This is a genomic window from Gemmatimonadaceae bacterium (genome assembly GCA_036003045.1).
Classification (GTDB): Bacteria; Gemmatimonadota; Gemmatimonadetes; order Gemmatimonadales; family Gemmatimonadaceae; genus JAQBQB01.
Genome location: DASYSS010000093.1, coordinates 1 through 3,733 on the forward strand (window position 1 = coordinate 1; position 3,733 = coordinate 3,733).

3 protein-coding genes are annotated in these 3,733 nt (G+C 66.2%); 1 reads left to right on the plus strand and 2 read right to left on the minus strand.

All coding sequences use genetic code 11. The features are described from left to right. Window positions 1-1,044: TIGR03435 family protein (locus tag VGQ44_20820; protein ID HEV8449281.1), on the plus strand; the 1,044-nt coding region annotated here is incomplete at its 5' end. Between the two features lie 533 nt (window positions 1,045-1,577). Here the strand turns inward: VGQ44_20820 and istB are convergent. Both istB and istA read right to left on the minus strand, forming a co-directional pair. Further along, window positions 1,578-2,420: an IS21-like element helper ATPase IstB gene (istB, locus tag VGQ44_20825; GenBank protein HEV8449282.1), complete on the minus strand. Its 843-nt coding sequence runs from the start codon at window positions 2,418-2,420 to the stop codon at window positions 1,578-1,580. Then, entirely contained in the window at window positions 2,417-3,430 is a 1,014-nt protein-coding gene (gene istA / locus VGQ44_20830) for an IS21 family transposase (protein HEV8449283.1), read from the minus strand. Before istA ends, istB begins: the two co-directional genes overlap by 4 nt. Window positions 3,431-3,733 lie beyond the last annotated feature (303 nt).

Sequence of the window (3,733 nt, forward strand, 5' to 3'; positions counted from 1 at the left end):
GGCAACGGCTACATCACGACGCGCCTGGTCGACCAGACGGGACTGAAGGGGGCGTGGGACTTCGACGTGAAGTGGAATCCGCGCTATTCGGTCGTCCAGCCGGGCGTGGCTTTCACGACGATGTTCGCGGCATTGGAACAGCAGCTCGACCTCAAACTCAGTCTGCAGGACGTCCCCGCGCCGGTGCTGGTCATCGATAACGTCAACGAGGCGCCCACGCCGAACCCTTCTGGCGTCGACGCCGCGCTTCCGCCACCGCCGCCCACGGAGTTCGACGTGGCCGACATCAAGGTGGCCCCGCTGGATATGCCCACGACGGGCCGTCTCCAGCCCGGCGGCCGGCTCGATTTCCAGGGCTACACGATGAAGCAACTCGTCACCTTGGCGTGGGACATCAGCGACGACGACCTGCTCGCCGGCGCGCCCGCGTGGTTCACCACCACGAAGTACAGCATCGTGGCGAAAGCCTCCGAGGCCGCGGGGGACCAGGGTTTCAACTTCGACGACCTGCGGCTCATGGTCCGCGCGCTCCTTATCGAACGCTTCAAGATCACGACGCATGTAGAAGATCGGCCCGTGGAGGCCTATGCGCTGCTGGTGGCGGACAAGCCGAAACTCCAGCCAGCCGATCCCGCTCATCGCTCGAAATGCCAGGATGCGGCCGCGGCGCCCGGTCAAAAGGATCCGCGGGAAGCGAATCCCATATTGAATGTCTGGAAGATCTGCCAGAACGTGACGATGGCTGAGTTCGCTCAGGACTTGTCAGTCCTGGCGCCCTCGTACCTGAGAGAACCCGTCGTGGACGCCACGGGCCTCGCCGGCGCGTGGGACCTCACGCTGTCCTGGTCGGCGTACAACATCGTCCACGCGGCCGCGCCGGGCGACGGCGGCGCCGGCGGCACGCTTGGGGCGTCGGCCCCCTCCGGAGCGCTGTCACTCTTCGACGCGCTGCAGAAGCAGCTGGGATTGAAGCTTGAATTGCGCAAGCGCCCCATGCCTGTTCTCGTGATTGATCACATCAACGAGCAGCCCAGCGACAACTGAGGGAGCCGCGGAGTCTGAATGCCGGGGGTGGGGGGCGAACCCGCACGGCCCGTGTGAGGCCTCAGGATTTCACGGGACCGAGGACGTGCCCTGCAGGATCTCGTCGTCGGCCACTCCATGCCTTGGCCGGCCGGACCCGCGTCTCCGGCATCGCTCACCCCCGACCTGTTCGGCGCTCTCACCCATCCCGTGCGGCCGTTCCGTCAACACGGATCCCCGTTCCGGTGTTCCGTACGGCGCGATCACCCATCGCGGATCGCCCTGCCCTCAACTCGTCCACTCGTGTCACCCGAGACGGATCGCGTGTTCACCCGATCGTGATCCGGCTCACCCCTGACTTGTTCACGCCCTCCGGGGAGACAGGCACCGCTTCTCATTGACAGACCAGACCTTAGCGCGCGTCGAGAGCGCACTGCGCCGGCGAAAGGAATGCAAACGTCGGCACTGAAAAACGATGCGCAGGTGTCAACGCCGGTCCAAAATCCGACAGTTCCGCCGGTTGAAAATCCGACAGATCGACGAGGGGACGAGCCTCAGGTCGTCGTGACCTCCTGACGAGCCGGAGTCCGGCGGCCGCGGCGGCCGCTGGATTCCGGCTCGTGCGCTGCCTGCAGCGTGTGCCAGAGCTCGGTGTGCTGCCGCATGCGGTAGCTATTGCCGCGGATCGTCACCAGGTGACAGTGATGCACGAGGCGATCGATGAGCGCCGCTGCCATGACGTCGTCGCCAAAGATCTCGCCCCACTCCTCGAAACCTTTATTCGAGGTGAGCACGGTGGACGCGTGCTCGTAGCGGCGCGACATCAGCTGAAAGAAGAGCATCGCGCCCGTACGCGAGATCGGCAGGTAGCCGATCTCGTCGACGACCAGGAGCGCCGGGTGCGTGAGCACTTTGAGCCGCGCCTGCAGGCGACCAGCGGCCTGCGCCTCTTCGAGCGACACGATGAGGTCCGCCAGCGTGCCGTAGTAGACGCGCCGCCCGCTCTGGGCCGCCGCGATCGCCAGACTGATCGCCAGATGCGTTTTGCCGACGCCCGGCGGCCCGAGGAAAATGACATTCTCGCGGCGCTCGACGAAGCCGAGCTCGTGGAGGCTCTCCATCTGCTCCCGGCGCAAGGACGGCTGGAAGGTGAAATCAAACTCGTGAAGCTGTTTCACGACTGGCAGTCGGCTGGACCGCATGGCGGCCTGGAGCCGTCGGTTATTGCGCAGCTGGATTTGCGCGGCGAGCAACTGCTCAATGGCTTCGGGCGCGGTCAGCGTGCCGCCATCGACACCGTGGAGAATCGCGTCGAGGGCTTCGAGCCCACCGGGCATCCGCAGATCGGCGAGCATGTGCCGCAGGCGATCGCGACGCGAGAGCGCGGCGGCCTTCATGCGGCCCCTCCCGTCAGCTGGGCGTATGCGGCGAGCGATCGCTTCTCGACGGTGACGAGGGGCCGCGGCGGCCGCCGCGCGGTCGTCTCCGCCGGCCGCTCGAGCACCAGCGACGTGTAGCGCCGGAGCGCCAGGGGCTGCAGCAGGTAGCGCTCCTCGCGATCGAAGCGGTCGCGTGGGCGCTCGCGCGTGGTCGCGTGCACACGGACATTGGCGACGCGCTCGAGCCAGTGGTGCCGCTGGTGATCGAGATCGGCGTCATGGAGAAACGTCCGCCCGTACACGAAATTGCCGCGGACATAGCGGACCGGCCGCTCGACCTTGCCTTTCGTCTGGGCGCGATAGGGACGGCACGCACGCGGGGTAAAGCCCCAGTGACGCGCAAAGCGGAGAAACTCCGCATTGCGAATCAGGGCGCCGCCTTCGAGCCGCAGGTCGCGCGTGATCACCGCTTTCATCTGATCGAAGAGCAACTCGTAGGGCACGCCGCCGAAATAGACAAACGCGTCTTCGAGGCCGTCGATCAGCGTCGCCATGTCTTGGCGCGGATAGAATCGGCACCACAGCAGGCGCGAGTAGCCGAGCACCACCAGTAACGCATAGCGGATGCCCCACGGAAAACGAAACCGCGCGAAGTCGACCTGCGCCTGGCGACCCGCCGGCGTCTCGAAGCGGACGACGGGATCGGGGGCCGGCGTCGGCCGCGCGCGCCGCACGAAGGCTTTGAGCTGCGTGTAGCCCCCGCCATACCCGGCGGCGCGAATCTCATCGAGCAACCGCACCGCGGACAGCTCCGGATACGCCGCCAAGCGCGCTTCAATGATCGGTTTGAAGGCATCGAGCTTCGTCGGGACGGGCGTCCGTGGCCCGTAGCGTACCGGCTCCTCGTCGAGATCCCGATCGAGATCGCCCGCGCGAATCCAGCGATGAATCGTGTCGCGATGGACGCCGAGCTGGCGCGCCAAGGCGCTCTTGTTGGTCCCTTGCTCCAGGTAGTGCCTGAGTAGCATCCGTGTCTCCCGTCCGAACATCGCGCCTCCGCTCGTCGCAGAGACGCCCTGGTGAATGGAATCACCGGCCGGGAGCTACGCTCTCAGCCAGCAGCCAGACCGTGCTGCCGACTGTCGGATTTTCGCCCGCCACAACTGTCGAATTTATCCCCGCCGCTAACAACTGCGAGAGGCGGTCGCGAGAGCACGGCACAACGGGAGCAAGAGTGGGACAGACGCGAGCGGGAGTGCGACACGCGCATCCGAGAGCGAGGCGCGCAAGCGCAGGAGTGCGAGAGATGAGGACGAGAGTGCGGCGAATGG

Bases quoted from the DNA above. Each gene is read 5' to 3' on its own strand.
- istB (HEV8449282.1), bottom strand. From the start codon at position 2,420: ATGAAGGCCGCCGCGCTCTCGCGTCGCGATCGCCTGCGGCACATGCTC.
- istA (HEV8449283.1), bottom strand. From the start codon at position 3,430: ATGCTACTCAGGCACTACCTGGAGCAAGGGACCAACAAGAGCGCCTTG.